The organism is Stenotrophomonas sp. CFBP8980 (genome assembly GCF_034046095.1).
Classification (GTDB): domain Bacteria; phylum Pseudomonadota; class Gammaproteobacteria; order Xanthomonadales; family Xanthomonadaceae; genus Stenotrophomonas; species Stenotrophomonas lacuserhaii.
Map to the genome: position 1 here is coordinate 827,376 of NZ_JAXCXF010000001.1, position 26,919 is coordinate 854,294.

A 26,919-nucleotide genomic window follows, 5' to 3' on the forward strand; every position below is an offset into this window, starting at 1 on the left:
CCGAGCATGGCTCGGCGCTACCGGGTCCGCGGCGCTACCGGGTCCGCTGCGCTATCGGGCCAGGGTCACTTCTTCCAGCACCCACATCGCCGGACGGGTGTCACCGGTGAAGCTGATGCACAGGTCGCCCTTGCCGGTCACCTGCTTGGGCAATGCCGCCTCCAGGGTGACGAATCCATCGGCACCGGTGCTGGCGGGCAACGGTACTTCGGCCAATGCCGGGCCGGTGCAGTCGCCACGGCGGACCTTCATTTCACCGTGTGGCCGCCTGGCCGCTTCGAACTTGCGCTGCGGTTCGTCGTGGGCCAGCTGGAAGTAGTAAGGAATGCGGCCAGCACGGACCTTCAGCGTGCGGATGCCGGTGAGACCGGCATCGGCCCAGCGCCAGCACGGATTGAAGATGTTGACGTTGAACACCGCGCGGGCACCGTCAGCCGGGCCGTCATCTTCCAGTCGCAGCAGCAGCTGCCCCGGGCCGGGGCAGGTCAGCAGTTCGTCGTCGCGGCGGGTCAGCAGCGACTGTGCGGTGAACGCGGCCACGCTGGGAGCGGCAGCCAGCGGCTGGCCGTTGAAGAACGCGGCAGCGTGCACGGTCACCGGCAGCTGGGCCTGCAGTGGCGCTTCGTACAACGGCGAAGCCGCGGTCACCGGCTGGCCATCGGTGCGATAGCGCACTTCGTAGCCCAGCGGGTTGGCCAGGCTGATCTGCACGTTGCCGGCGCGCCGGTCATCCTGATGCTCGACGGCCACCTCGAACGGCGTCTGTGCATAGGCCAGGCCCCACGCGCGGTAGCGCTGCAGCTGCGTCGGCAGGCGGGCCAGGAAGTCGCGGAAATCACGCTGCTGCACCGGACTCCAGCCGGTCTCGGCCACCGCGGCCAGGCGCGGGAACAGGTTGTGCTGCAGGCGCGCGTAGCTGCGCGTGTGTTCGGTGAACATGTTGGCCTGCAGGCCGAGGATGTGGTGCTGCTTGTCCGCTGCCAGCGTCGCCGGAACCGGTTCGAAGGCGTAGGTGCGGGCCAGTGTGGTGAGCAGCGGACGGCCCGGCGGCTCGTTCGGCGATGAGGTCTGCAGATAGTCCATGTACATGTCGGTGACCGGCGACATCACCACGTCGTGGCCTTCGCTGGCCGCCTTCAGGCCGCCCTCGGTACCGCGCCAGGACATCACCGTGGCCTGCGGCGGCAGGCCGCCTTCGAGGATTTCATCCCAGCCGATCAGGCGCCGGTCGTGCTGTTCCAGGAAGGTTTCCAGCCGCTTGATCAGGTGGCTCTGCATCTGCATTTCATCGCTGGCGCCCAGTTCGCGCATGCGCTGCTGCACACGCGCCGAGGCGATCCACTGGTCCTTTACCGCTTCATCGCCGCCCACGTGCACGTAAGTCGAAGGGAACAGCGCGATGACTTCCTCCAACACGTTTTCAAGGAAGGTGAACGTGCTTTCCTCGGTGTTGAACAGGTTGGGGAATACGCCCCATTCGCTCAGCGGTTGCAGCGGCGTATCCAGCACGCCCAGCTCCGGGTAGGCGGCAATGGCAGCGGTGGCGTGGCCCGGCACGTCGATCTCCGGGATCACCTGGATATGCAGGGCGGCGGCGTAGGCGATGACCTCGCGGATCTGTTGCTGGGTATAGAAGCCGCAGTAGGGACGCGGTGCACCGGTGGCCGGATCGCGGCCACCGTCACCGGCCGGGATGCGGCAGCTGCCGACCTCGGTCAGCTTCGGGTAGCGCTTGATTTCCATGCGCCAACCCTGGTCATCGGTGAGATGCCAGTGGAAGGTATTGAGCTTGTGCGCGGCCATCGCATCGAGCACCTGCTTGATCTCGTCCAGGCTCTGGAAGTGCCGGGCCGAGTCCAACATCAGGCCGCGCCAGCTGAAGCGCGGGGCATCGTCGATGCGCAGTGCCGGCAGGGCACCGTCGGTGTTGCTGGTGAACAGTTGCGACAACGTCGCCGCCCCGTAGAACAGGCCGGCTTCGGTAGCCGCGGCAACGGTCACGCCATCGCCGTTGGAGCGCAGCTGGTAGCCTTCGGCGCCGCTCTTCAGCGCGGTGTCGAGCACGAAGTTGACGCCGTTCTTGCCGTTCCCGTTCTTGACCGGCAGGGTGGGGCCGCCGCTGTCGCGCAACAGCGTGCTGAACTGGCGTGCCACGCGCGTGGCCGCGTCGCCGCGCGCCCACACCGGGGTGCTGGCTTCCACCTTGAAGGGCGCGCCATCGAGGCGTTCCAGGTGGGCCGGTGCGGGAATGAGCGGCAGGCTGCCGTCGCGCAGCAACGGGCCGGGGGCGTTGTCGATGGCCGGTGCATCGGCGGCGCGCGCCAGCGGCGCGATGGCCAGGCACAGCAGCAGCGGGGCCAGGGAGGTGAAGCGCATCAGGTGACTCCTGTGGTGGCGGGGCGCCGGCGTTTGGCCGGTGCCTCCCGTTTTACCGTCCCCATCATGCAACGGGCCCGGATGACCGGGCCCGTTGCGATGGGACATTGCCAGCTGCAGCTTAGAACTTGAAGTGCACCGTGGCCATGTAGCGGCGGCCACTCTTGTACTTGCCGGCCAGGTGCTCCTTGTCGCCCAGGTACTGGAAGTAGGTCTCGTCCAGCAGGTTCTGTGCGTCGATGTTGAGCGACCAGTTTTCGTTGAAGGTGTAGCCGATGCTGGCGCCCAGTTCGGCGTAGTCGTCCACGCTTGCCGGTGCCGCGCCGGCCACGTAACCGCCGGCCAGGTAGCTGTCACGCCAGTTGTAGGTCAGGCGGGCATTAAGCGGGCCCTTTTCGTAGTACGGGCTGAAGGCCACGGCATTGCGCGACTGGTAGGGCAGCGGATCACCGGTGTTGTTCTCGCCGTTGGCGTAGGTGTAGTTGCCGGTCAGGCCGAATCCGCTCTCGCCGAAGGGCTGCTGGAAGCTCAGGTTGAAGCCCTTGACATGGCCGCTGCCGGCATTGCGCGGACGCTGGATGCTGTAGTCGCAGTAACCATCGGCCGTGCAGCCGTTGGTGCCCACGACGCTGTCCCAGGTCAGCGGCGAGGTATCGCGGATGGAGTTGTACTGGCGCTCGATGGTGGCCGAGGTGTCGATGTAGTTCTCGATCTTCTTGTAGAAGATCGACCACGCCACGACCGCCTGCGGCGCGAAGTAATACTCGGCCGAAGCGTTGAAGTTCCACGACTCATACGGCGACAGGTTGGCGTTGCCGCCCGAACCGGTCAACTGGGTATCGTTGAGGAAGGTGTTGTTGACCATCTGGTTGTACGGCGCCCAGGCGATCACCTTCGCACCGGAGAAGCGGAACACCCAGTCGCTGTCTGTATCCCAGGCCAGGCTCACCGACGGCAGCACGAAGTCTTCCTTCTTGCTCCGGGTCTGCCACTTGCTGTCCAGGTCGGTCAGGGTCGGCGTGCCACCGTAGACGAAGCCGCTGCCGTCGGTCTTGGAATCCACGTAGCGCACGCCGACGTTGCCGCGCAGCGGGCCGTTGGAGAAGTTCAACTGCGCGTAGGCGGCGTTGTTGGTCTGCTCCAGTGCCCAGCTGTTGTTGAGGTAGCTGGACGGATCGGGGTTGGCGAAGTCCAGCGGGCTGCCCTTGACCCAGGCCAGCACGTTGTCCCGGCCCACCTGGATGTGGTGCGACTGGTCGTCACCGAAGCCCTGGATGCCGTCGGTCAGGCCGATGGTGCCCACGTCGGCCAGGGTGCCGGTGCGCACGCCGCCGTACACGTTGAGCTCGAAGTTTTCTTCGTGCTTGCCGTGGCGCACGCCGAACTGCAACTGGTTGAACACGCTGTCGAACTGCACGTTGAAGTCCAGCTGCGCGTAGGTGTCCTTGCTGTCGGTGGCGAAGATGCCGTTGTTGCCGAGCCAGCCGCCCGGAGCGCCCCAGTTGGCCGGGTCACGCGCGCCGGCCGGGTCGTCGAAGGTCAGGCCGTCGTCGACACTCCAGCTGTAGGCACCGTTGTAGACCGGTTCGATGAAGTACTGCGCAAGGTTCTTGTTTTCCGACTTGCTCTGGCCGACCTGGCCGTTGACGCCCCAGCCTTCGCCCTTCCAGGCGCCACGCAGGTCCAGGCCCTTGGTGGTGACTTCGGATTCGCGCACGTTGTTGTCATAGATGACGGTGCCACTGGTGGCATCGGCATTGGCATTGGAGTGGCCGCTGGTGGCCACGCCGTTGCGCACGCCGCCTAGCTGGTCGATGGCGTTGCGGGTGCCGTCGTTCCAGGTCAGGAAGGAGTACATCGACTGGTTGTAGTTGTCGAAGTTTTCCTTGATGTACAGGCCACTGAGGTTGAACTCGAGGTCTTCGTTCGGCTTGAACTGCAGGTTGACCACGGCGCTGTCGCGCTTGCGCTCCTGCTGGAACCAGGCCGCATTGATCGAGTTCGGCACGTCGACATCGCCGGCCACGCCCGTCGCGTTGGTGAAGCTGCTGGCCTTGGCGTAGCCGAACACTTCAATGCCCTGGCGGTCGATCGCCTCCTCGTAATGCTGCGCGGAAACGGCGATGCCGAACGTTTCGTCGTCGTTCTTCCAGCTGTACAGCGCCGAAGCGTTCGGCTTGCCTTCGCTGGCCTGCTGGCTGTAGCTGTAGCCTACAGAGGCGGCCACTTCGTTCTTCTTCAGGTCCAGCGGTTGGCGGGTGTGCATCAGCACGGTGCCGCCGAGGCTGCCTTCGGTCAGGCGTGCCTCGGAGGACTTGATGATCTCCGCACGGCCGAGAATCTGCGGCGACAGCAGGGTGTAGTCGAAGCCACGGTTGGGCTGTTCGCCATACAGCCAGATCGCCTGCGCGACCGGGTGGCCATCCAGGAAGGACAGGTTGAGGCTGGGATCGGTGCCGTCGATGCTGACCCGCTCGCCCTGGCCGAAGCGGCGGTCCAGGGTGACGCCGGGAATCTGCGACAGCGCTTCAGCGACGTTCGTGCTGGGGAACTTGCCGATGTCCTCGGCGGTGATCGCTTCGGACACACCGACGTTGTTGCGCTTGGTATCCAGCGATTTTTCCAGGCTGGCGCGGATGCCGACCACGGTGATCGTGTCCAGGTCCTGCGGGGTCTGGGTCTGCTGGGCGTGGGCACTGAAGGCCAGGCAGCCGACGATGGCGGCCGAAAGTACGGACTTGCGGGTGTTCATGATGTCTCTCCTCATCACACGAAGTTTCGCCGCGTCGGCGCGTGGTTGTTGCTGTCGTACGACCTCGCCGCGGCCGGCGGGTCGGGTGTTCCGGGTACAGCGTGCTGCGTGTTCCGGGTACCGCGTCGTTCGTTTCAGGCCACCGCGCGCTCCAGCGCGCCGCAGGCTCAGCGGGACTGCTGGCCGAGATACCAGCTGGCCGCGCCGATGACACCCAACTGGCCATGTTCGACCACCTTCACCGGGATCCGCTGCAGCGCTTCGCTCATCGGTCCCTTGTTGAGATAGCGCGCCACGAAGGTGCTGGCGCGCAGGTAATCGCGGATCTTCGGCAGGATGCCGCCGGCCAGGTAGACGCCACCATGGGCGCCATACAGCAGGGCCATGTCGCCGACGGTGCTGCCGAGCAGGCCGCAGAACACGTCCAGTGCCCTGCGTGCCACTGCGTCGGCGCCCGCGATGGCGGCAGCGGTCACTGCATCAGGGGTGCCCAGCACGGCGGGCTGGTCTTCCAGTGCGCACAGCGCGCTGTACAGGTTGATCAGGCCGGGGCCTGACAGCGCATGTTCCACCGACACGTGGGAGCGTGCGCGCAGCATGTGGCGCAGGATCGCCATTTCCAGTTCATCGCTGGCGGCAAGGCTTGCCTGGCCGGCCTCGGTCGCCAGCACCACCGGACCATGCGCGGTCGGAATCCAAAGTGCCGCACCCAGTCCGGTGCCCGGTCCCACCACCAGGGTGGGGCCGATCGGCGCGCTATCCGGCCCGCACAGCTGCAGCACGCCACTTGCATCGACCTGGGCCGCCGCATGGGCCACGGCTTCGAAATCGTTGACGATGTGCACGTGCTGCACGCCGACCTCGGTTTCCAGCTGGCGCGCCGACAGCGGCCAGGGCACGTTCGCGGTGATCACCGTGCCGTCTTCGCGGGCGTAGCCGGCCGTGGCCACCACGCAATGCGCCGGCCGCATGCCGTCGCCGAGGAAGTCGGAAAGAATCGCGCCCAGGCCGGGGTGGTCGGCATTGCGGTACTTGCGGTAGTCCAGCACGCGCACCGGATGGGCGGCGTCGCCGCTTGCCTCTACGCGGGCCACCCGGACATGGGTGCCACCGACGTCCGCGGCCAGGAAGCCCGGCGCAGCAGTGGAGAGGACACGGGTGGGTGCGGGATGGCTGGCAGCGGTCACGCGGGCTCCTGCGGAGTGCGGGCCATGATTGACCCGCCGTTGAGCGGAATATGAAGGTGTGTTGACAACGATGTCAACGGCTTCGTGAATTTTTCGTTGCTGCATTGCGGGGAATGATTTCAGGAGAAAACGATTACATGTCTCGTTGGATAGAGCAGGGGGAAAGCCCGCGACGCAGTCGCCCCAGGCATTGGACGTATTCAGCACACGACGCTGATGTCTATGTGGCGATGCAGCAAAAAAAGCGGATGATGATTTTGTGAGTTGACAAAGTCCCCATGCCCGTCGAAAGAATGTGACAACGTTGTTCCCAGCCATTCGTCGACGACGCCCCGCGCGGAGTCGCAGCAGGAGCCTTGCCGATGTCCGCCGTCCACGCTGCAGGTGCGCGTACCAGCGTCACCACGTCCATCGCCATCGTCGGCGTCTTGTTCTTCCTGATCGGCTTCTTCACCTGGCTCAACGGACCGCTGATCACGTTCGTAAAACTGGCCTTCGAGCTCGACGAGGTGGGTGCCTTCCTGGTCCTGATGGTGTTCTACCTGTCCTACTTTTTCCTCGCGCTGCCGTCCTCATGGATACTGCGCCGTACCGGCATGAAAAAGGGCCTGAGCCTGAGCCTGCTGGTGATGGCCGCCGGTGCAGCCACCTTCGGTGAGTTCGCCACCCAACGTTGGTATCCGGGCGCGCTGGGCGGTCTATTCATCATCGGCAGTGGCCTGGCACTGCTGCAGACCGCGATCAACCCGTACATCAGCATCCTGGGGCCGATTGAAACCGCAGCGCGGCGCATTGCGCTGATGGGCATCTGCAACAAGATCGCCGGCATGCTCGCACCGGTGCTGATCGGTACGCTGGTGCTGCATGGCGTGGGCGATCTCTCCACTGCGGTGGAGCAGGCCGACGTGGCAACCCGCGCGGCATTGCTCAACGACTTCGCCGCCAAGATCCATGCGCCTTATCTGGGCATGGCCGGGTTGCTGGTGGTGCTGTCGGTAGCGGTGCTGTTCTCGCCGCTGCCCGAACTGAAGTCTTCCGAGGCCAATGCCGCACCGGCCGGAAAGGGCGGGATCGAGCGCAGCAGCATTTTCCAGTTCCCGCACCTGTGGCTGGGCGTGCTGTGCCTGTTCGTCTATGTGGGCGTGGAAGTCATGGCCGGTGATGCCATCGGCACGTACGGCCATGGATTCGACCTGCCGCTGGACCAGACCAAGATGTTCACCTCGCTTACCTTGGGGGCGATGCTGGTGGGCTACGTGGTGGGCCTGCTGCTGATCCCCCGTTTTGTTTCCCAGTCGCGCTACCTGAGCCTTTCCGCCTCGCTTGGCGTGCTGTTCTGCCTGGGGGCCTACTTCACCCATGGTTATGTGTCGGTCGCCTTCGTGGCACTGCTCGGCTTCGCCAACGCAATGATGTGGCCGGCGATCTTCCCGCTCGCGATCCGCGGCCTGGGACGCTTCACCGAGACCGGCTCGGCGCTGCTGGTGATGGGCATCGCCGGCGGTGCGATCATTCCGCAGGCCTTTGCCGTGCTCAAGCAGCATGTCGACTTCCAGTTGGTGTTCCTGCTGCTGATGGTCCCGTGCTACCTGTACATCCTGTTCTATTCGACCATCGGGCACCGCGCGGGCCTGCCACGCGACGCCGCCTGATCGGCGATCATGGACGCCACGGATCAACCGCGGGGAACGGCAATGCGCAGAGCCACCATCAAGGACGTCGCCGAGAAGGCCAAGGTCTCGCTGAAGACCGTGTCGCGCGTCATCAACAACGAGCCATCGGTTATGCAGGCCACCCGTGCGCGGGTGCTGCGTGCGGTGGCCGAGCTGGATTACGAGCCGGATCCCTCGGCGCGCAACCTGCGCAGCGGTACCACCTTCGTGGTCGGGCTGGTGTATGACAATCCCAACCCGTACCACATCATCGGCGTGCAGAACGGCGTGCTGGCGGCCTGCCGCGAGACCGGCTTCGGGCTGCAGATCCACCCCTGCGATTCCAGTTCGCCACTGCTGGCCGAAGAACTGGCCGACTGGGTGCAGCGCTCGAGGTTGGCCGGGCTGGTGCTGACCGCACCGATGTCCGAGCGCCGCGACCTGGTGCAGGCATTGACCGCGCGCGGCATCAAGCTGGTGCGCATCATTGCCGCTACCGAAGATCCCGCCGACGGGGCCTGTGTGTTCGTCGACGACCGCGAGGCCGCCTACGAGGTCACCGAGCACCTGATCCAGCTTGGGCACCAGCGCATCGGCTTCCTGTGGGGCGGCAGTTCACACCGCTCATCGGTGGAGCGCCATGCCGGCTACGAAGCGGCGCTGAAGGACTACGGCATGACCGTGGACAAGCACCTGGTGGTGCAGGGCGATTACACCTTCGACGATGGTTTCCGCGGCGCACGGCGCCTGTTGGCGCTGCGCGAGCCGCCGACCGCCATCTTCGGTTCCAACGATGAAATCGCCGCCGGCGTGCTGGCCGCCGCCAAGTCGGCCGGCATGAACGTGCCCTACGACCTGTCCATCGCCGGCTTCGAGGACAGTCCGTTCTCACGCCAGTCCTGGCCGCCGTTGACCACCGCCAAGCAGGCTACCGAAGACATCGCCCGGCATGCCGCGCGCCTGCTCATCGCACAGCTGCGCAGCGATGCGTATGACGATGCGCCGTCGCCGCTGCACAACCAGGGCTTCGTGCCACAGCTGGTGGTGCGTGGTTCTACCGCACCGATGCGACCGGCCGCCGCGCGCGCCCTTCCTTCCGATCCTCCTTGAGTACCGCCATGCCCCTGCCAGCCCCTGCCGACACGTTGATGTTCCGCGAAGCCGCCGAGGCGGCCGATGTCATCGCGGCCCAGTTCGCGCGCAACCACGGCGTGATGGAAACCCTTGCCGCCAGCCTGCGCGCTTCGCCGCCGCCGTTCGTGGTGACCTGCGCGCGCGGCAGTTCGGACCATGCGGCGACCTACGCCAAGTACCTGCTGGAAACCCAGCTGGGGCTGGTGGTGGCGTCGGCCTCGCCATCGGTGGGATCGGTATACGCCGCGCCGCTGCAGCTGCGCGGAGCGTTGTTCGTCGTGATTTCCCAGTCCGGCAAGAGCCCGGACCTGCTGCGCAACGCCGAAGCGGCCAAAGCTGCCGGCGCACGCGTGGTGGCGCTGGTGAACGTGGAAGATTCGCCGTTGGCGCAGCTGGCCGATACGGTGATCCCGCTGCACGCCGGGGCCGAACGCAGCGTAGCGGCGACCAAGAGCTATCTCGCTTCGCTGGCCGCGTTGCTGCAACTGGCTGCTTACTGGAAGCAGGACAGCGCGCTGCGTGCGGCGCTGGACGCGCTGCCGGCGGCATTGCGCGAGGCCTGGCAGGCGGACTGGAGTACGGTGACCGAAGGCCTGGTGGAAGCCAGCAACCTGTTCGTGCTGGGTCGTGGCCTCGGCCTTGGCGCGGCCCAGGAAGCAGCGCTGAAGTTCAAGGAAACCTGCGGCCTGCACGCCGAGGCGTACAGCTCGGCCGAGGTCAAGCACGGACCGATGGCGCTGGTCGGACCGGGCTTCCCGGTGCTGGCCTTCGCCCAGCCCGACGAAACAGGCGCCGGCACGCGCGCGGTGGCCGATGAGTTCGCCGCGCGCGGTGCGCAGGTCTGGCTGGCGGGCGCCGGCGGTGACCTGCCGTTGGCCGCCGCGCCGCATCCCCTGTGCGCACCGCTGCTGACGGTGCAGAGCTTCTACCGCGCGATCAACGCGCTGGCGCTGCGTCGCGGGCACAACCCCGACCTGCCGCCGCACCTGAACAAGGTCACGGAGACCGTCTGATGAAGCAAGTGCTGCGCAATGCCCGGATGCTGGTGGGCGAGGACTTCCGCGATGACCTCGCGGTGGTGATCGAAGGTGGCCGCATCAGTGCGGTGCTGCCCGACGCGGCACCGCAACTGGGCCAAGCCGACGAACAGGTGGACCTGCGTGGCGGCTGGCTGCTGCCGGGCTTCATCGACGTGCAGGTCAACGGTGGCGGCGGCGCGCTGTTCAACAACACGCCGGACGTGGCGACCCTGCGCACCATCGCCGCGGCACATCGCCGCTTCGGTACCACCGCGCTGCTGCCGACGCTGATCAGCGATGACCTGCAGGTGATGCGCGCGGCGATCACCGCCACCCACGATGCCATCGCGCAATCGGTGCCCGGGGTGATCGGCATCCACCTGGAAGGCCCGTACATCGCGCCAGCGCGCAAAGGCACGCACGACGCCAGCAAGTTCCGCGTGCCGGATGCCGATGAAATCGCACTGGCGGCGTCACTGGACAATGGCGTGACCCTGCTGACGCTGGCGCCGGAACGGGTGCCGCTGGAGACCATCCGCGCGCTGGTGGAGCGTGGCGTCATCGTGGCGGCCGGGCATACCGCAGCGACCTATGAGGAAGTGCGTGCCGGGCTGGATGCCGGTATCCGCGGCTTCACCCACCTGTACAACGCGATGTCACCGCTGCAGGGCCGCGAACCGGGTGCGGTGGGCGCCGCGCTGGAAGACCGCGACAGCTGGGTCGGTATCATCGTCGATGGCGTGCACGTGCATCCGGGCAGCCTGCGCGTGGCGCTTGCCGCCAAGCCGCGCGGCCGCCTGTTGCTGGTGACCGATGCGATGCCGCCGGTCGGTGCGGATGACCCCAGCTACGAGCTGTACGGGGAGATCATCACCGCCGTCGACGGAGTGGTACGCAATGCCGCCGGTTCACTGGCCGGTTCCGCGCTGGACATGGCCACGGCGGTGCGCAACACCGTCCAGCTGCTCGGCCAACCACTGGCCGAAGCCGCACGCATGGCCTCGACGTACCCTGCGCGCTTCCTCAACGTGGATGACCGACTGGGTCATATCGCCGATGGCTTCCAGGCCGATCTGGTGCTGCTGGACGATGCCCTGCAGGTGCGTGGCACCTGGATTGCCGGACAGTACGAAGCGGCATGAGCACGACGGCCGGCGCACGCTTGGCATCCATCGATGCGCTGCGCGGGCTCACCGTGGCGGCGATGCTGCTGGTGAACAACCCGGGCGACTGGGGTCATGTGCATGCGCCGCTGCTGCATGCGGCATGGCATGGCTGCACGCCGACTGACCTGGTGTTCCCGTTCTTCCTGTTCCTGGTCGGTGTGTCGATGGCGTTCAGCGTGGTGCCGCGTGCAGCGGATGTGGCGGCACGGCCTGCGTTGGCGCGCGGCGTGCTGACCCGCGCGCTGCGGATCCTGCTGGCCGGCCTGCTGCTGCACGCGCTCGCGTGGTGGCTGCTGGAGCTGCCGCACTACCGCCTGTGGGGCGTTCTGCAGCGCATCGCGGTGTGCTCGGCGCTGGTGGGGCTGCTGGCGGTGTACATGCGCCAGCCGCTGCAGTGGGCGGCCCTGGTGCTGCTGCTTGCAGGCTATTCCGGTCTGCTGCTGGGCGCCGATACGCTGGCGCCACTGCTCAACCCGGTGAGCCGGCTGGACATCGCGCTGTTTGCCCCGTGGATCTACCAGTACGACGCGGCGACCGGACTGGGTCACGATCCGGAAGGACTGATGAGCACGCTGGGTGCGCTGGCGACCACGCTGCTGGGGCTGCTGACGGGGCAGCAGCTGCGTGCCGGCCGGGCGCTGCGGCTGGCCGCCAGCGGCGCGCTGCTGCTGGCGGTCGGCTTGGCAGCAGCGATGTGGCTGCCACTCAACAAGAATCTGTGGACGCCGCCCTATGTGCTCTGGACGGGGGGCCTGGCGATCATGGCCCTGCTTGCCGCGCATCGGCTGATCGACCAGCGCGGCTGGCCTGCGCTGGGGCGCCGCTTCGGCGTGAATGCCATCACCGTATACCTCGGTGCATCGGTGATGTCGGTGCTGCTGGGCGCCAGTGGGCTCTGGCAGGCGGCCTGGAACGTTGCCGCTGGGGTAATGCCGACGCAGCTGGCCACGGCCTCGCTGCTGATTGCAGTGTCCTTCGTCGCTGCATGGTGGGCGGTGGCATGGTGGCTGGACGCACGCCGCATTTACCTGAAGATCTGAACCAGTTAAGTCATGTTCGCAGTGCGTGAGCCCAAGACTTTTTCACATCCGTTGTGTGAATTGCATCACATTTAAAATGTGGAAAATACTTAGAACCTGATGTCAGACTGCAGCTGCAGGGCGCTTTGACGGCACCTGACGCAGGGGACATTCCGGGACAACCGCCGCATCCAGGCGGGCACGGGAAGGGCGTCGAGGCCGGCACGTTAAGTGGCATTTCGTTTCTTCCGATCATGATGATGGAGAACGTCCCATGCACCGTCCCGTACCTTCCCGGCTTGCATTCAGCATCTCAGATCTCCTCCACGCGCGTGCCATCGCAGGCACCGCGCTGCTGGTGGCCACCCTGAACGTCAGTGCCGACTGCATCACCACCGGCGCCAGCACGGTCTGCGACGCAACCCCGCCCACGCCGTGGACCAGCACGCTGGGCACCGGCAGCGCCGCCACCGCAAGCGGCTCGGTACGGCTGCTGACTGGTGCCGTGGTCGACGTGGGCAACGCCGATGCCGTGGTGATGGGCGACGGTGACGACCTGGTCGACCTCTCCGGGGCCATCATCGGCAACGTCGCGCAGGGCGGCGGCAATGACACCGCCCTCCTGCGTACCGGCGGCAGCATCGGCGGCACGCTGGCGCAGGGCGCCGGCAACGACCGGCTGGAGGTGCAGGGCGGCACCGTGACAGGCGCGGCCACGCAGGGCAGCGGTGACGATGTGGCGATGGTCAGTGCGGGCAGCCTCGCCTCGCTGGACCAGGGCGACGGTGCCGACAGCCTGCAGGTCAGCGGTGGCAGCATCACCGGCACCGTGCAGCAGGGCAACGGCATCGACAGCTTCCTGATGACCGATGGCAGTATCGGGGCGCTGCTGCAGGGGGACAATTTCGATTCCTTCCGCATGACCGGCGGCCGCATCGTCGGTGCGTTCGAAGATGGCGACTACGCGGAAATGACCGGCGGGCGCATCGGCCGGGTCAACATGAAGCTGGACAACAACGTGTTCGACATGTCCGGCGGCACCATCGATGGCAACCTGGTCACCGGCTTCGGCCGCGACACGATCATCCTGTCCGATGGCTACATCGGCGGCAACATCAGTGTCAGTGGCGGCGATGACAGCGTGACCCTTACCGGGGGCACGGTGCGCGGCGAAATCCGCATGAGCGTGGGCAACGACACCCTGGACTGGAGCGGCGGCGGGGTAGTGCACGATCTCATCGACATGGGCGAGGGCGATGACACCGCGCGGCTGTCCGACCTCAACGAAGCGCACCTGGGCGCGGTGCCGCGGCTGGATGGCGGCAGCGGCACCGACGCGCTGGCGATGGACAACGTCAAGACCACCGCGGTAGCGCGCTACACCGGCTGGGAACGCATCACGCTGGCCAACGACAGCCAGATGACCTTCGATGGCACGTTGGTGCTGGGCGATGCGGGTACCGCCACCGGGACGCTGGATATCGATGCCACCAGTGCCTTGTTTGCCAGCGGGGCGAACGGGGTGTCCGCCTTCACTGCCGGGTCGCTGGCCAGCGTGCTCAATGCCGGGCGGATCGACATGAGCAGCAATGATGCGGCCGGTGATGTGTTCACCATCAACGGCAACTACGCCGGCAACGGCGGTGGCCTGTACCTCAACACCGTGCTCGGCGATGACAGCTCGGCCAGTGACCGCCTGGTGATCTCCGGTGGCGCCGGTACCGGCACCACCGGCATCGGCGTGAGCAACGCCGGCGGCGGCGGCGGGGAGACGATCGCCGATGGCATCCTGCTGGTGCAGGCGGGCAACGGCGCCAGCACCAGTGCGGATGCGTTCGCGCTGTTCTCGCCGGTGGCTGCCGGTGCCTACGAGTACTTCCTGTTCAAGGGCGGGGTCAGCGGCGGCACCGCTGAAAACTGGTACCTGCGCTCGACCCTCGTGGCCAGCGCGGATCCTGCGCCGGCGCCTGCGCCGACCACGCCATCGTTGCCCGAGCCGGCCCCGCCGGAAGACCTTGGCACGCCGCCGCCGGTGTTGCCGCCGGCGCCGCCGCCGCCGCCGGATGTGCCGGTCGATCCGGGTGCGCCGGATCCGGACCCGGTGGCGCCCGAGCCGGCACCGCCGGCGCCACCAGCGGAGCCGGAACCGGCAGACCCGCCGATCATCACCCCGCCGCCGCCGGTACCCGATGAGGTCGCCGTGGTGCCCGGCCCGCTGGCCACCCCGCCCACGCCCGGCGCACGCCCGTCGCAGGCCGCAGTGACCCCGATCTACCGGCTGGAAACACCGGCGTATACGGTGGTTCCGTCGCTGCTGCGCACGGTGTCGCAGGCCTCGCTGGGTACCTTCCACGAGCGCCAGGGCGAACAGCGCCTGCTGGCGGGCGAGGGCGTGGCCCGCGCCGCCTGGGGCCGTCTGATCGGCAGCAGCGAGGAGCAGCACTGGAATGGCGATGCGCTGACCGGCTTCGACGGCGACCTGCAGGGACTGCAGGCCGGCCTCGACCTGCATGCCAGCGACGACGGCACCCTCCGCAGCCAGTGGGGCGTGTTCGTCGGCCGCACCCGCGCCACCGGACGCATCACCGGCCTGGCGCTGGGCTGGGAGAACGTGCACGTGGGCCAGACCCGGCTGGATGACAAGCACGTGGGCCTGAGCTGGACCGGCGTCGGCACCGCCGGCGGGTACCTGGATGCGGTGGTGATGCAGAGCCGTTACCGCGGACAGGCGTGGTCCACCCGTGGGCTGGGCATCGACGTCCGCGGCGATGGCACCAGTGCCTCGCTTGAGGCGGGCAAGCCGCTGCTGCGCCTCGGGCAGTCGTCGTGGTGGCTGGAACCGCAGCTTCAGGTCATCTGGCAGCGGCAGTCGCTGGACGATGCGGCCGATGCGGTGGCAGCAATCCGTTTCGACGCCGACAACGCCTGGACCGGCCGTATCGGCCTGCGCCTGGCCGGCGATTACGGCCTGGCGGACAACGGCTGGCAGCCGTATTTCAAGCTCGATTACTGGAAGACGCTGGACGGCGACAACCGCGTGGACTTCGGCAGCAACCGCATCGTGGCGGGGCAGGAGACCAGCGCATGGGAAGTCGGCGTGGGCGTGGTGGGGCGCTTCAACCGCAACGTGAGCGCGTACGCGGTGGCTGATTACACGCGTGACCTGGAGGACCGCAATCGCGAACGCAGAAGCGTGGAGGGGAACATCGGCCTGCGCTTGGATTGGTGAGGCTTTCCGCCGGGCCCGGCGCGGCGGGATCCCCCCGCCATCGCGGTCCCGCCCTGCGTTCACGTATCATCCGGCTTCCTCTACAGGGATGTAGCGCGATGGCCGGTAGGCGTGCGTGGGTGGTTGCGATGATGCTGGTGCCTGGCGCCGCGCAGGCGGTGGACCTGCCTTCCGCCGAATCACAGGCGAAGATGCTTGACCTGATGGAACAGCGGGCGCTGTACCGCCAAGCCGTGGACTGGAAGGCGGTGCGCGGCGATATCGCCCGCGCGCACGGCGATCCCGCACGGGTGCGCTCATTGCTGGATGCCGCCATCCACCGCAGCTCCAAGGGCCATGGACGCTGGGTATCCACCGACACCGTGCAGCCGCCCGCGCCGCTCGACGCGGTGCCTGGCGCGGGTACCGCAGCAGGGCGCGGCGGCCTGCCTGCCACGCTGGATCGCCGGCTTGGCTGGGTGGCGGTCGATCGTTTTTCCCCGGCCCTGGCCAGCTCCCCGGCCGAGCAGGCGCGGCAGTCGGTGCAGCGGGCGGTGGACCTGCAGCGGCGCGTGCGTGGTGCCGATTCCAGTCCGCGCTGTGGCTGGATCGTCGACCTGCGCAACAACAGCGGCGGCAACATGTGGCCGATGCTGCTGGGCGTGGAGCCACTGCTGCGGATCCCTGGCGATGGCATCCAGGTGCTCGGCATGCTGCGGGGCGCGGGACCGAATGTGCCGTGGGAATCACACGACGGCACGCTGACGGTGAAAGGCCGGCCGATGTTGGGATTCGGCCAGGCTGGATATCGCCTGCGTGAGCCGGGGGCGCCGGTGGCGGTGCTGCTGGGAGAACGTACGGCCAGTTCCGGCGAAGCCACGGCCTTGGCCTTCCGTGGGCGCCCGGATTCGCGCAGCTTCGGCGCGCCGACCGCCGGCTTTGCCACCTCCAATTCCTCCATTCGCCTGCCGGACGGCACCTTGTTCCTGCTGACCGACACGCTGATGGCCGACCGCAACGGCGTGGGCGATGGTGGACCGATCGTGCCCGACCAGATCACCGACGGCGATGCCGCGACGCTGGCCGCGGCCCAGCGTTGGCTGCTCTCGCAGCCGGGCTGCGTCGCACAGGCCAAGGCCGCCCCGCGTGCCGGATGAGGTCATTGGTGAAGGGCTGCGCCAGTCCACAGGATGACAACGTCACGGCCTGTTAAAGTCGCCGTATCGATCACGCGTGTCAGCACGCAACCAGGAGTAACCGTGGAAGCCGAAGCCCCCTTTGAACCGCTGAACGATCTGGAAGTGCGCCTGGTGCAGGCGCAGGACGGCACCCTGCAGGCGCCGGCCTTCCTGGACAGCCTGCTGGGCGACCAGGTGTTCGTGCTGCTGGACAAGCCGGTCGGCCCGGACGCGGACTGGGATGAATCGATCAATCCGCTGGTGCTGACCAGCGAAGCGGACGAGCCGATGTTCGCGATCTTCTCCGCCGTTGAACGTGCCAGCGCGTGGAGCGAGCAGTTGCCGCAGTTCGAGAACGCCCTGCAGGTGGAAGTGCGCTGGCTGCTGAGCGCGATTTCCGATGGCGTCGGCATCGTGCTCAATCCCGGGTTCGACCTGGGCATGGAGATGATCCCCGATGCAGTGGTGCAGCTGAAGCAGCGCGCCGACGCGTTCACCCGCGGCGAAGCTCGCTGAGGATCGCCGCTGGCCGATGCTGGCGGCTCAGCGCGCCGCGGCAATCGCTGCGATGCGTGCCTTGGCCAGCGCCTGGCCGATCGCGGGGCCCTGCAGGTGGGTGGTGTCCAGGTCACGGGCCTGCACGGACAACGCGGCCCGGTGCAGGCGCTTGAGGGTCTCACCCTGCGGGTAGTCGCCTTCTTCGAAGCCGAGCCGTCCGCGCTTGTCCGCTTCGCAGCACAGCGCGATGCGGGCAACGCGTTCCGGCCGCCGCAGCGCATCACAGCGGCCCAATAGTTCGAGCACGGTGGCATCGCGCAGCTCGTCGATGCGGTGCACGTTGAGGTGCTCGCGGCAAACGGCTTCGGCCAGCTGCTGGTGTTCGGCCGGCACCTTCAGGCGCGCGCACAGCGCCTTCAACGGCTTCAACCCGCGCTGCTCGTGCATGATGTGGCGCGGCCATTCTTCCTGGGGGGTGAGCGCCTTGCCCAGGTCATGGGTGAGCGCGGCGAAGCCGACCAGATCATCACCCGGTGCCAGTCGCGCAGCCATGTCACTGACCATTTCCTGGTGCACGCCGGTATCCACCTCCGGGTGGTACTCCGCACGCTGCGGCACGCCGTACACCGCGTCCAGCTCGGGCAGGATCGGCGCGAGCGCGTGCGCATCGTGCAGCGTGCGCAGGAAGGCCGACGGACGCTCCGATGCCAGCGCACGACGCAGTTCCTGCCATACGCGTTCGGGTACCAGCGCGTCGAGCTCACCACTGGCGGCGACATCGCGCATGAGTGCCATGGTTTCATCGGCGATGGTGAAGCCCAGCGGCGCGAAGCGCGCCATGAAACGCGCTGCACGCAGTACCCGCAGCGGATCTTCGACAAAGGCCGGACCGACGTGGCGCAGCACGCGGTTTTCGATATCGCGGACGCCACCATACGGATCGACCAGCGTACCGCTGTCTTCATCGCAGGCGATCGCGTTGATGGTGAAATCGCGGCGTTGCAGGTCTTCTTCCAGCGTGACCGACGGATCGGCATCGACCACGAAGCCGCGGTAGCCTCGGCCGGATTTGCGTTCGGTGCGGGCAAGGGCGTATTCCTCGCCGGTGTCCGGATGCAGGAACACGGGGAAGTCGCGGCCGACCGCCCGGAAGCCCTGGGCCTCCATCTGCGCGGGCGTGGCGCCCACCACCATCCAGTCGCGATCACCGGCGGGGCGCTGCAGCAGGCGGTCGCGCACCGCGCCGCCGACGAGATAGATCTTCATGCCGCCCATGATACGTCCCGCTGCGCCCGGTAGTGACGGCCGCTGGCCGTCACGCCTCTGCTGTGGGTGGGTGACGACCGTTGGTCGTCACGCTTCTACCGCCCGCTGTGCTCGCCGAGCATGGCTCGGCGCTACCCCGTCTTCGGTAGTGACGGCCGCTGGCCGTCATGCCTCTGCCGCCGCTCAATCCGCCTTGGCACCCGCTGCGGCGGTGCAGGTGAACTTCTTGCGGGTGTCCACCAGCTTGCCCATCAGGCGGTCGCTCAGCGGCAGCGCATCGCCGTTGAGGCGCCAGTCGTAGATCACGCTGAAGGCCAGCACGCGGGCCACGTACTCGCGGGTCTCCTTGTAGCTGATGGTCTCGATCCACAGGTCCGGATCAAAGCCCGGGCGCTGGGTCTGCCAGCGCGCCGTGGGCGTGGGACCGGCGTTGTACGCGGCGATGGTGACGTAGGGCAGGCCGTCGTACTTGTTCATCAGCTGGCGCAGGTAGGCGGTGCCGATGGCGATGTTGGTGTCCGGGTCGTACAGGCTCGCTGCACCACCGTAGGTGGTCAGCCCGATGTTCTTGGCCACTGCAGCGCCGGTGGCCGGCAGCACCTGCATCAGGCCCATGGCATTGGCGGGCGAGCGCGCATTGGGGCTGAAGATGCTCTCGGCACGGATTTCCGCGGCCACCCAGGCCGGATCGATCGCATTGCGTGCGGCCTCACGGCGGATGCTGCCGTCGTGGTGCAGCGGGAAGCGCAGGTGGTACAGCCGCTGTTCGTCCGGCTGCTTGCCGAGCGAGAACACCGCGCGATCGAACCAGCCGTTTTCCTGCGCCACTTCCACCGCCAGGCGGCGCTGGGTGTCGTCGAACTTGGCCAGGGCGCTGTTCCATTCGGCCGTTGCCCAGCTGGCGCGGTCGATGCGGTACAGCTCCATGGCACGCACGATGGCCGGGTCACGTGATACGGCGGCACGCGCCGATGCACTGTCGTTGGGCTTCCACGGGCACAGCATGTACGGCTGCTGCAGTTTGTCCGCGGCGAGGAAGCCATGGAAGGTCGGCGAGCTGGCCGCACGTGCGAACACCGGCTTGGCCTGCGCGGCTTGGCCGGTCTTTTCCAGCATGCGTGCTTCGAAGTAGGTCCAGCGCGAGTCTGCACGCTGGGTCGGGCCCATCTTGCGGATGGCGGCCAGCGTGGCCGGCCAGTCACCGCGCGACATCGCCTCGCGCACGCGCCATTCGTGCAGGCGCTCGTCATACGCCGAATCCGGCACGGCATTCAGGCGGCGCGCCGAATCGGGCAAGTAGGAAGCAACGGTCCACAGCGCGATCTGGTAGCGCACCTGGGCCTGCTGGTCCGCACTCAGTGCCAGCGCCTGCGCGTACTGCGGGAGCTGCTGTTCGGTGGCATCGGGATTGGCCTTGGCCAGCTTCTGCAGGCCATCGGTGGCGATGCGTCGGCTGCGCTCGTTGCGCGGCCAGTTCAAGGCCTTGGCACTGGGCGCATCGACAAAGGCGGCGTAATCGGTGGCCAGGGCGAGATCGGCCGCGGGCAGGCCGCGCGCGGCGCTGCGCATCACCGCCGGCTGTCCGGCATCGGCGGCGGCGTCCACGCGCTCCCAGCGCAATGCGTCGGTCATGCCGCTCTGCGCCTGCAGCACGGCGAACACCGCATCGCAGCCGTCCGGCAGCGACTTGCCGGCCTTGCGCCACAGGTCCTGCGCCTCGCTCGTCCATTGCGCATCGGCCTTGCCGGTGGCCTGGCGTGCGGTCAGCTGGGCACAGCGCAGGCCGACGTTTTCAGTCGGCGCCCAGTTGGCCAGCAGGGTCGACCAGTCTTGGCGACGTGCCACCGCGGGCAGCCACACGCTGCGGAACGTAGTGGCCACGGCCTGGCCGTCATAGCGCTTGAGGAAGGCCTGGGCCTGGTCATTGCTGACCGTCTCGATGTTGCGCCGCAGGTTGGCGTACTCCAGCCAGCCGTAGGCCGGGTTGCGGCTCAGCGTGCCGGCCTGTGCCGCATTGAACTGGCCACGTTCGGCATCGGCGATGGCGGCCTTCAGCTGCGCGCGCTGGGCATCGGAGGACTGGGCAGAAGCCGGGGATACGGCAGGCAGCAGGGCAGCCAGCGCGATCAAGGACAGGGCAGGGCGAGAGTGTCGAGTCATGCGGGGAGCATAGCCGCTGACGCCTGAATTCTGCTGTTCACGCGAGCGCGCCGGGGCTTTGCCAGCCATCGCGCACCCCAAGTTGGCTTTGTGCAGTGCGGGTGAAAGCGAGGAACGGGTCACGTCGTATCTTTTACAAGTTGTTTACAACTAGGACGCTGTGTGATTTCCGCAGTTGATTAGCACGCCCATCTGGAGAGAGAGAAGCGAATGAACAACCTGCATTACCGCCCCTTGGCGGTCGCTGTATCCCTGTGCGTCGGTCTGATGTCGTCTGTCACCGTCATGGCGCAGGAGACCCCTCGTGTCGCCACTGACCTGGATCGTGTTGAAGTGACCGGGTCGCGCATCAAGCGTGCCGAGGTCGAAGGCCACCTGCCGATCCAGACCCTCACCCGCACCGAAATCGAACGGACCGGCCTGACCTCCATCGGCGAAGTGCTGCAGCAGCTCACCGGTTCCGGCTCGGCGTTGAATGCCAAGTTCAACTCGTCCGGCAACTTCGGCTTCCCGCCCGATGGCAGCGGCGTGGGTGCCGGCTCGGCGCAGGTCGATCTGCGCCACCTCGGCGCCAAGCGCGTGCTGGTACTGGTCGATGGCATCCGCTGGGTCAACGAATCGTCCGCCTCCGGTGTCGGCTCGGCGACCGACCTCAACACCATTCCGCTGGCCATCGTCGAACGCATCGAAGTGCTGGAAGACGGCGCCTCGTCGCTGTACGGCTCCGATGCCATCGCCGGTGTGGTCAACATCATCACCCGCCGCAATTTCGATGGCGCCCAGGTGACGATGAACTACGGCGAGTACAGCAAGGGCGATGGCACGCAGAAGGGCATCGACCTGGCGTGGGGCACTCAGGGCGATCGCTACAGCCTGTTCCTGGGGGCCAGTTATACCAAGCAGGATCCGGTGTATGCGAATACGCGCGACCAGTCGCGCTTGCCGAAGCCGGGCACAGGGCTGTCGTTCGGCAGCGGCAGCATTCCGCAGGGACGGTTCCAGTTCGTTGATCCCAACACCGGGGCCGCGCAGGATTTGGTCCCGAACGTGGGCTCGGGCACGCCGACCTACGACGGCAGCGCTGGCTGCAGCCGCACGGATGACTACCACTGCTTCACCAGCGCCGATCGTTTCAACTACGCGCAGTACAACCTGCTGCTGACGCCGTCCGAGCGCAAGGGCATTTTTGGTCAGTTCCGCTTTGACATCACCGACAACATGCAGTGGTACGTAAAGGCACTGGGTAACCGACGTGAATCGACCAACCAGGCGGCGCCGGAGCCACTCGGGCTGGGTCCCAACGCGGGTACTGGCAACGCGCTGGCGGACAACATCACCGTCTCAGCATTGAATCCTTACAACCCGTTCGGCTTCGATCTTGTTTCCTCTGACAACCTGCAGTTCATTGGCCGTCGGCCGGTGGAGGGCGGTGCGCGCGTATTCGAGCAGGAGGTCACTACCAGCTACGTTGCAACGGGCCTGGTCGGGGACTTCGAAGCGGCTGACCGCAGCTGGTTCTGGGACGTCAACGGCATGTACAGCAAGAACAAGGCCGAGCAGACCAACTACGGCAGCTACAACATCTACAACGTAAATCTTGCGCTCGGCGATCCGGCGATCTGCGCGGCCACTCCCGGGTGCGTTCCGCTGGATATCTTCAGTGGTGAAGGCAGTATCACCCCCGCCATGCTGCAGTGGATCCAGCCGGTGGTACGCGACCGCAGCCAGAACGAGCTGAGCCTGTTCACCGCCAACCTGTCCAGTGAGCTGTTCACCCTGCCGGCCGGCCCGGTGGCCTTCGCCACCGGCTACGAGTACCGCAAGTACGAGGGCTCCTACCAGCCCGATCCGCTGACGGTGATCGGCCATTACAACGGCGTCCCGTCACTGCCGACGTCCGGTTCCTACGACGTCAACGAAGCCTACCTGGAGCTGAGCATCCCGATCTTCGCCAAGAGCGCGCTGGGCGAAAAACTCGACCTGAGCCTGGCCGGACGTTACTCGGACTACTCCACCTTCGGTGGTGAGTTCACGCCGAAGTACGGCCTGCGCTGGCAGGTGACCGATGACTTCGTGCTGCGCACCAGCTATGCCGAAGGCTTCCGTGCACCGTCGATCGGCGAGCTGTATGGCTCGGCCGCACGTGGCGATCTGGAGATCTTCGATCCGTGCTCGATCGGGCTGGGCGGCGATGCACCGCGCGGCAATGCAGCCAACTGCGCCGCGCTCGGCGTGCCGACCGGCTTCCAGTCGGCCAACTCGCAGATCTCGGTCACCACCGGCGGCAACATCGAGCTGGATCCGGAGCATTCGCGCAGCTTCAGTGCCGGCTTCGTGTGGAGCCCATGGTTCGCCAACAACACCGAATGGTCGGAGCGCTTCGACGTGGAGGTGACGTTCTACCGCCACACCATCGAGGGCGCCATCCAGGCCATCAACGCGCAGACCCAGCTGGACCTGTGCGTGGATTCACTGGACCCGCTGTACTGCAACGGCATCACCCGCGCCAACACCGGTGCGATCAGCGGCTTCAACAACCGCCTGACCAACCTGGGTTCGATCAAGACCGATGGCTGGGACGTGGACCTGTTCTACACCCTGCCGCAGACCGACATCGGGCAGTTCAAGCTGGGCTGGCAGAACACCTTCGTTGGCCGTTACGAGGCACTCGGCGCGGCCGGCCAGCGCCAGCCGCAGGAGCCGGGCTTGGAAGTGGCCGATAGTTCAATCCCGGAATGGACCAGCAATGCCAGCGTGTCGTGGGCGCTGGACAACTGGAATGCCTCGTGGACGGTGCGGCACATTTCCGAGCTTACTGAAGAGTGCGGCGATGCCTCCGCGTTCCCGATCTGCAGTGACCAGGTCGCTGGTACCAACAAGCTGGCCGCCACCACGTTCCATGACATGCAGGTCGGCTACAAGGTCGACTGGATGAAGGGCCTGCAGCTGAGCCTGGGCTTGAACAACGTGTTCGACAAGGATCCGCCGATCTGCCTGTCGTGCTCGTTGAACGGCTACGACGCTTCCACGTATGACATCCCGCGTGGACGTTACTGGTACGCACGGGCGGACCTGCGCTTCTGATGCAGGAAGGGGCGGATCTTTCGAGCCGCCCCGCTCTACATCGGTGGGTGACGACCGTTGGTCGTCACTTGCCAGACTCAGAAGTTGTAGGTAAACGTCAGCGAACCATTACGTCCGTCGCCATATGCGCCATACCCGTTGATCTGCGAGAAGTACTGCTTGTCCAGCAGGTTGTTGAGGTTGGCCTGCACGCTGAACTCCGGCGAGAGGCGGTAGCGCACGAAGGCACTGACCAGCGCGTAGCCGTCCTGCTCGATGCGGCCGTAAGCCGGCACCGGGTAGTAGATGCCGTTCTGCCAGTTGGCACCACCACCCACGGTCAGTGCGGTCAGCGACTGCGGGGTGTAGCTGGTGAACAGCTTGATCGTGGTCTGCGGCAGGTTGGTGTTGATGTTGGCGTCGTTGATGTCCTTGGCCACGTAACGCGACGCACCGAAGGTCGCGTTCCAGCCCGGGGCCAGCTCACCGTTGAGCTCGAACTCGAAACCACGGCTCACCGTGCCGCGCGCGGCGACGTAGGCAAACTCGCCCGGGCGGCTCGGGATCGGCTCGCTGGTGACCTGCGCCACGTTGTCCTGTTCGATGCGGAAGGCCGCGACCGAGGCGTTCAGGCGGTTGTCGAACCATGCGCCCTTGACGCCGATCTCGTAGCTCTTTCCGTCCACCGGATCCAGGTAGCTGCCGCTGCGATCGCGTGCGGTCTGCGGCTGGAAGATCTCGGTGTAGCTGGCATAGGTGGAGTAGGTGTCGTTGATGTCGAACACCAGGCCCGCGTACGGGGTGGTGACCTTGTGCGAGCGGTCGTCGCCCTCGCCTTCACTCTTCCAGTCGGTGTAACGCGCGCCGAGAATCAGCTTGAGCGGATCGGCCAGCGACAGGCGGGTGGCGGCATAGCCGGCCTTCTGGGTGATGGTGCCCTCGCTCTGCAACGGCAGGGTGGCCGCCCAGTTCGGCTCCGGGAAGCTGCCCACGCCGGCCAGGTAGTTGTCCAGCGGCGCCCAGCCGACCTGGTAGTCGCCGTAGTTGGCGAACTCGCGCTTGTTGTAGCTCAGGCCGGCCATGAACTGGTGCTCGCGGCCGAACAGCTGGAACGGACCTTCCACGAAGCCGTCCACCGCGTTGACCTTGCGCTCGGTGTTGTAGAAACCGGCCGAGGGCGAAACGCCGGCGCCGGTGTTCTTGTCCAGCAGCGAAGCGCCGGTGGTCCAGTCGTTGTAGGCCGGGTAGAACAGCTTGTCGTCGGCCTTGGTGGTGTCATGCGTCGCGCCGACTTTGACCTTCCAGTCGTTGGCGAAGGCATGTTCCAGCGTAGCGAACGCACGCTTGCTGGTGGTATCCCAGTAGGTCCAGCCAGGGTTGGCGCTGAACGACTCATCGAACGGGGTCGGGCTGCCATCGGAGAACAGCATCGGGAAGCCACCCCAGGTCGCGCCATTGGCACGCTTCTGCTGGTAGTCGTAGCCCACGCTCAGCTGGGTGTCCGGGGTCAGGTCGGCATCGATGACCGCATAGCCCAGCGTCTTGTGCTGGTTGTAGCGGTCCATCTGCGATTCGGTATCCAGGTAGCTGCCGATCACGCGCGCGCGCACCGAGCCACTGGCATTCAGCGGCGTGGTCACGTCCACGGTGCTGCGGGTTCGGCCCCAGCTACCGACGTTCACCGACACGTTGCCGGTCAGCTCGGCGCTGTCGGCGTGCTTGCGGATCAGGTTCACCGAAGCGGACGGATTGCCGGCGCCGCTCAGCAGGCCGGTCGCGCCGCGGACCACTTCCACGCGGTCATACAGGGCCAGGTCCAGGCCGGAATCGCCGTAGCTCCAGTTCTGCACCATCTGGGTGGGCAGGCCATCGAACTGGTAACTGTCGATGTAGAAGCCGCGCGCGTAGAACTCGGTGCGCTCGGTGTCGGACTGGGTGCTGCTGACGCCGGTGGTGTTGGCCAGCACGTCGATGATGTCGTCGAGGTTCTGGTCCTCGATGCGCTGGTGGCTGATGATGCTGACCGATTGCGGAATCTCGCGCGGGGCCAGGTCGAAGCGCGTGCCGGCCGAGGTGCGGCGGACCGAATACCCTTCGGCGCGCTCACCCTTCACCACGATGCCATCCAGCGTGGTGGCGGCGCTGCCATCGGGCGTGTCGGTGTTCTGCGCGAACGCAGGTGCGGCAGCCAGGCTGCACAGGGCAACCATCAGGGCCTGCGGCAAGCGGCGCAGGGCGAGAGGGGCGGGACGGGTCATCGGCATCAACCAGGCAGGTCGCTACAGGCGCCTGGCCGAGGATCCCTGGTGGCCAGACGGAGCGGGAAGTGGGGGGAGAGCTAAGGCGCGCCCGCACCATCCTGTGCGATCACGATCACAGTATGATAATGGGACTGATTCGCATCATCAATGGCAGAAAAAAGGGGACGGAGGGGATTAAGTCGTTTTCGGCCAAGCAAGCGAGCCGAAAACGACTTAATCCCCTCCGTCCCCTTTTTCAGCGCAGGGCGCTGGCCGGGACGTCGATCGACATGGCCAGGGCCAAGTGATCGGAGAACGCCGCCGGGACGGCTTCAATGCTCCGCTGCTGCAGGTTGCTGCTGACCAGGATGTGGTCGATGGCCCGGTCCGGGCGCCAGCTGGGGAAGGTGGGCACCACGCAACCCGGGGGCTGCAGGGTGGTCTTCTGGTACAGCACCTGCATTTCCGGGCGCTCGGCCAGGCAGTTGAAGTCGCCCATCAGCACCGCGTTGGGGTGGTCGGACAGCATCTCGGCGATGAACGACAGCTGCGACAGCCGCGAGCCGGCGCCCAGCGAAAGATGCGCCACGGCCACCGCCAGCCCGTCGGTTCCCTCGCCGAACTTGGCCAGCAGCACGCCGCGCCCGCCGATCCGGCCGGGCAGGGCGTGGTCCTGGACTTCCACCGGTTCCAGCCGGCTCAGCAGGCCGTTGGCCGAGGAGGCCACCCCGCCCATGCGCCGGTTCGGCTGGTGGCTCCAGTAATTGAAGCCGGCGCGTTCGGCCAGGTAATGGGTCTGGTTGGTGAAACCCGAGCGCAGGCTGCCCGGGTCGGCTTCCTGCAGGCCGACGATGTCGTGCCCGCGGGCCAGCGTGGCGATCGCATCCAGGCTGCTGCGCTTGCGACCCGCCGGCAGCGCATGTGACCAACTGCGGGTCACGTAGTCGCTGTAACGGCGGGTGCTCGAGCCGGCCTGGATATTGGCCGTCAGCAGGCGCAGG

Annotated in this window: 16 protein-coding genes; 9 read left to right on the plus strand and 7 right to left on the minus strand. The window is 66.7% G+C overall.

Annotated elements, in window-relative coordinates:
* Window positions 1–51 precede the first annotated feature (51 nt).
* The 3 genes from nagX to SOM47_RS03700 all read right to left on the minus strand — a co-directional run bounded on the left by nagX (window position 52) and on the right by SOM47_RS03700 (window position 6,315).
* Entirely contained in the window at window positions 52–2,376 is a 2,325-nt protein-coding gene (nagX, locus tag SOM47_RS03690; RefSeq protein ID WP_320504794.1) for a beta-N-acetylglucosaminidase NagX, read from the minus strand.
* Window positions 2,377–2,497: 121 nt separating this feature from the next.
* Window positions 2,498–5,128 carry a TonB-dependent receptor gene (locus SOM47_RS03695; protein ID WP_320504795.1) on the minus strand — a complete coding sequence of 877 codons (2,631 nt, stop codon included), beginning with the start codon at window positions 5,126–5,128 and terminating at the stop codon, window positions 2,498–2,500.
* A gap of 167 nt (window positions 5,129–5,295) precedes the next feature.
* A complete protein-coding gene (locus SOM47_RS03700; protein WP_320504796.1) occupies window positions 5,296–6,315 on the minus strand; it encodes a glucokinase family protein in 1,020 nt (339 codons plus the stop codon).
* 362 nt (window positions 6,316–6,677) lie between these two features.
* On the opposite strand from SOM47_RS03700, the gene SOM47_RS03705 reads away from it, so the two are divergent.
* From SOM47_RS03705 to SOM47_RS03740, 8 genes are all read left to right on the plus strand, one after another.
* The gene (locus SOM47_RS03705) at window positions 6,678–7,967 is read left to right on the plus strand and encodes a sugar MFS transporter (protein ID WP_042614154.1); all 1,290 of its coding nucleotides are present in this window, start codon (window positions 6,678–6,680) and stop codon (window positions 7,965–7,967) included.
* A gap of 42 nt (window positions 7,968–8,009) precedes the next feature.
* On the plus strand, window positions 8,010–9,077 hold the full coding sequence (locus SOM47_RS03710) for a LacI family DNA-binding transcriptional regulator (protein ID WP_042614153.1): 1,068 nt from the start codon (window positions 8,010–8,012) through the stop codon (window positions 9,075–9,077).
* 8 nt (window positions 9,078–9,085) lie between these two features.
* Window positions 9,086–10,114, plus strand: coding sequence for an SIS domain-containing protein (locus tag SOM47_RS03715; protein ID WP_320504797.1), 1,029 nt, complete (start codon window positions 9,086–9,088; stop codon window positions 10,112–10,114).
* Window positions 10,114–11,262: an N-acetylglucosamine-6-phosphate deacetylase gene (nagA, locus tag SOM47_RS03720; RefSeq protein ID WP_192082906.1), complete on the plus strand. Its 1,149-nt coding sequence runs from the start codon at window positions 10,114–10,116 to the stop codon at window positions 11,260–11,262. Before SOM47_RS03715 ends, nagA begins: the two co-directional genes overlap by 1 nt.
* The gene (locus SOM47_RS03725; RefSeq protein ID WP_320504798.1) at window positions 11,259–12,326 is read left to right on the plus strand and encodes an acyltransferase family protein; all 1,068 of its coding nucleotides are present in this window, start codon (window positions 11,259–11,261) and stop codon (window positions 12,324–12,326) included. Before nagA ends, SOM47_RS03725 begins: the two co-directional genes overlap by 4 nt.
* A gap of 253 nt (window positions 12,327–12,579) precedes the next feature.
* Window positions 12,580–15,534, plus strand: a complete 2,955-nt coding sequence (locus SOM47_RS03730; RefSeq protein WP_320504799.1) for an autotransporter family protein — start codon at window positions 12,580–12,582, stop codon at window positions 15,532–15,534.
* Window positions 15,535–15,662: 128 nt separating this feature from the next.
* Window positions 15,663–16,670, plus strand: coding sequence for a S41 family peptidase (locus tag SOM47_RS03735; protein WP_320504800.1), 1,008 nt, complete (start codon window positions 15,663–15,665; stop codon window positions 16,668–16,670).
* Window positions 16,671–16,772: 102 nt separating this feature from the next.
* Complete coding sequence (locus tag SOM47_RS03740; RefSeq protein ID WP_042614147.1) at window positions 16,773–17,207, plus strand: SseB family protein; 435 nt, start codon at window positions 16,773–16,775, stop codon at window positions 17,205–17,207.
* A 27-nt stretch (window positions 17,208–17,234) separates the two neighbouring features.
* Here the strand turns inward: SOM47_RS03740 and SOM47_RS03745 are convergent, their stop codons facing one another.
* Together SOM47_RS03745 and SOM47_RS03750 are read right to left on the minus strand one after the other, a co-directional pair.
* The gene (locus SOM47_RS03745; protein WP_320504801.1) at window positions 17,235–18,455 is read right to left on the minus strand and encodes a multifunctional CCA addition/repair protein; all 1,221 of its coding nucleotides are present in this window, start codon (window positions 18,453–18,455) and stop codon (window positions 17,235–17,237) included.
* A gap of 183 nt (window positions 18,456–18,638) precedes the next feature.
* Window positions 18,639–20,615 (minus strand): transglycosylase SLT domain-containing protein, encoded by a 1,977-nt coding sequence (locus tag SOM47_RS03750; protein WP_320504802.1) that lies wholly within the window; start codon window positions 20,613–20,615, stop codon window positions 18,639–18,641.
* A 210-nt stretch (window positions 20,616–20,825) separates the two neighbouring features.
* Between SOM47_RS03750 and SOM47_RS03755 the strand changes: the two genes are divergently transcribed.
* The gene (locus SOM47_RS03755) at window positions 20,826–23,699 is read left to right on the plus strand and encodes a TonB-dependent receptor (protein WP_414715749.1); all 2,874 of its coding nucleotides are present in this window, start codon (window positions 20,826–20,828) and stop codon (window positions 23,697–23,699) included.
* Between the two features lie 77 nt (window positions 23,700–23,776).
* On the opposite strand, the gene fhuE is transcribed toward SOM47_RS03755, so the two are convergent.
* Both fhuE and SOM47_RS03765 read right to left on the minus strand, forming a co-directional pair.
* Window positions 23,777–25,936: a ferric-rhodotorulic acid/ferric-coprogen receptor FhuE gene (gene fhuE / locus SOM47_RS03760; RefSeq protein ID WP_320504804.1), complete on the minus strand. Its 2,160-nt coding sequence runs from the start codon at window positions 25,934–25,936 to the stop codon at window positions 23,777–23,779.
* Between the two features lie 238 nt (window positions 25,937–26,174).
* Window positions 26,175–26,912 (minus strand): endonuclease/exonuclease/phosphatase family protein, encoded by a 738-nt coding sequence (locus SOM47_RS03765; protein ID WP_192084102.1) that lies wholly within the window; start codon window positions 26,910–26,912, stop codon window positions 26,175–26,177.
* Window positions 26,913–26,919 lie beyond the last annotated feature (7 nt).

Excerpts from the sequence above, each read along its gene's own strand:
- nagX (WP_320504794.1), bottom strand. The coding sequence starts at position 2,376 with ATGCGCTTCACCTCCCTGGCCCCGCTGCTGCTGTGCCTGGCCATCGCG.
- SOM47_RS03695 (WP_320504795.1), bottom strand. The coding sequence starts at position 5,128 with ATGAACACCCGCAAGTCCGTACTTTCGGCCGCCATCGTCGGCTGCCTG.
- SOM47_RS03705 (WP_042614154.1), top strand. The coding sequence starts at position 6,678 with ATGTCCGCCGTCCACGCTGCAGGTGCGCGTACCAGCGTCACCACGTCC.
- SOM47_RS03710 (WP_042614153.1), top strand. The coding sequence starts at position 8,010 with ATGCGCAGAGCCACCATCAAGGACGTCGCCGAGAAGGCCAAGGTCTCG.
- SOM47_RS03715 (WP_320504797.1), top strand. The coding sequence starts at position 9,086 with ATGCCCCTGCCAGCCCCTGCCGACACGTTGATGTTCCGCGAAGCCGCC.
- nagA (WP_192082906.1), top strand. The coding sequence starts at position 10,114 with ATGAAGCAAGTGCTGCGCAATGCCCGGATGCTGGTGGGCGAGGACTTC.
- SOM47_RS03725 (WP_320504798.1), top strand. The coding sequence starts at position 11,259 with ATGAGCACGACGGCCGGCGCACGCTTGGCATCCATCGATGCGCTGCGC.
- SOM47_RS03730 (WP_320504799.1), top strand. The coding sequence starts at position 12,580 with ATGCACCGTCCCGTACCTTCCCGGCTTGCATTCAGCATCTCAGATCTC.
- SOM47_RS03735 (WP_320504800.1), top strand. The coding sequence starts at position 15,663 with ATGATGCTGGTGCCTGGCGCCGCGCAGGCGGTGGACCTGCCTTCCGCC.
- SOM47_RS03745 (WP_320504801.1), bottom strand. The coding sequence starts at position 18,455 with ATGAAGATCTATCTCGTCGGCGGCGCGGTGCGCGACCGCCTGCTGCAG.
- SOM47_RS03750 (WP_320504802.1), bottom strand. The coding sequence starts at position 20,615 with ATGACTCGACACTCTCGCCCTGCCCTGTCCTTGATCGCGCTGGCTGCC.
- SOM47_RS03755 (WP_414715749.1), top strand. The coding sequence starts at position 20,826 with ATGAACAACCTGCATTACCGCCCCTTGGCGGTCGCTGTATCCCTGTGC.
- fhuE (WP_320504804.1), bottom strand. The coding sequence starts at position 25,936 with ATGACCCGTCCCGCCCCTCTCGCCCTGCGCCGCTTGCCGCAGGCCCTG.